Here is a 1230-nt window from a genome sequence, read left to right as displayed (position 1 = left end):
TCATCATCGATGCGCGGCATATGGTGGAATATTTGCCTACCTATTCGCCAGATCTTAATCCAATTGAACATAAATGGGCACAAGCTATATGTAAAAAAAGAGCGCTCGGATGCGACACAGATATTTTGTTCGCACTCAATATGGTGTAATCAAAATTAAGTCGCTTAGCTATAAAGCCAAAATATTCGCGCCGTAAACGCCGTAAAACAGAAAGCTGCTCGTCATCCAGTTGAGCTATATTTTGCCCAGCCAGATAGTATTCACAATAACTTGGTTTATCTAAGCAACCAAGAATATTCATTAAAGTTGATTTGCCAGAGCCTGAAACGCTAACAATCGCTACCATTTCTCCTGCGTTTATGGTCAAAGAAATATTTTCTATAGCTGGGCGACTTTAAAATAATTACAAGTAATTACTCTATATCAGTAAATTTATATTCCCCAAATTAATCGTAATCAAGCCTCGTTAAATACAGCTAAAACTAATTTGAAATATACCCATCTTACTGCGCCATTAAGTGGGATTGTTACTAACATTAAAACGTTGCAGGGAAAAACGGTAATCGCTTCTCAAGAAGCGCCAACTATCATGACATTAGGCGATTTGGATACAATGTTAGTAAAAGCACAAGTTTCTGAAGCTGACATTATTAATCTTAAACCGGGGCAAAAAGCTTCTTTTAGTATTCTTGGCGCACCGGATAAAACTTTTACTGGAGTTTTGAAAGGTATTTTGCCTACGCCGGAAGAAGTTAATGATGCAATTTTTTATTATGCACGCTTTGAAGTACCCAATCCGCATCATATTTTAAAACTACAAATGACTGCAAAAATTAAAATTTAACTTGCATTACATAAAAATGTATTACTTTTACCACTATCTGCCTTGAGAGAAAATATTGCTAATAATCAATATATTGTAGCACTACTACAAAATGGGTAACAAGTGGAAAGGAGAGTCGAAGTTGCTACCCAAAATTATATTGATGCAGAAATTGTTTCCGGTCTTGCTGAAGGTGACTTAGTAACTACTACCTCTGAGATAGCAAAAGGATGAAGGAATGAGTGCATTAATTGAATTGAGTAATATCGGTCGTAATTATCGAACAGGTGAACAACAGGTAAAGGTACTATAGCTAAGCGTCTTAATTTTGATTACAAAATATATGTTTTTCTCCAATATAAATTTACTGATATAGAGTAATTACTTGTAATTATTTTAAAGTCGCC

General features: G+C 35.0%; 1 protein-coding gene and 2 pseudogenes. 2 read left to right on the top strand and 1 reads right to left on the bottom strand.

The genetic code is table 11. The features are described from left to right. The first annotated feature begins 20 nt into the window (after positions 1 to 20). Positions 21 to 149: a transposase gene (locus ARSQ2_RS15160; protein WP_420837785.1), complete on the top strand. Its 129-nt coding sequence runs from the start codon at positions 21 to 23 to the stop codon at positions 147 to 149. Between the two features lie 128 nt (positions 150 to 277). Here the strand turns inward: ARSQ2_RS15160 and ARSQ2_RS15155 are convergent. Further along, positions 278 to 346: pseudogene (locus tag ARSQ2_RS15155) on the bottom strand (hypothetical protein); the annotation flags it as partial. Between the two features lie 96 nt (positions 347 to 442). On the opposite strand from ARSQ2_RS15155, the pseudogene ARSQ2_RS11465 reads away from it, so the two are divergent. Continuing rightward, a pseudogene (locus tag ARSQ2_RS11465) lies at positions 443 to 1057 on the top strand (efflux RND transporter periplasmic adaptor subunit); the annotation flags it as partial. Positions 1058 to 1230 lie beyond the last annotated feature (173 nt).

Origin of the sequence: Arsenophonus endosymbiont of Bemisia tabaci Q2, from assembly GCF_902713415.1 — a bacterium.
Lineage (GTDB): Bacteria > Pseudomonadota > Gammaproteobacteria > Enterobacterales > Enterobacteriaceae > Arsenophonus.
Note: the sequence above shows the minus strand (reverse complement) of the source record. Positions and strands in the feature narration are given on the sequence as shown.

Excerpts from the sequence above, each read along its gene's own strand:
- ARSQ2_RS15160 (WP_420837785.1), top strand. The coding sequence starts at position 21 with ATGGTGGAATATTTGCCTACCTATTCGCCAGATCTTAATCCAATTGAA.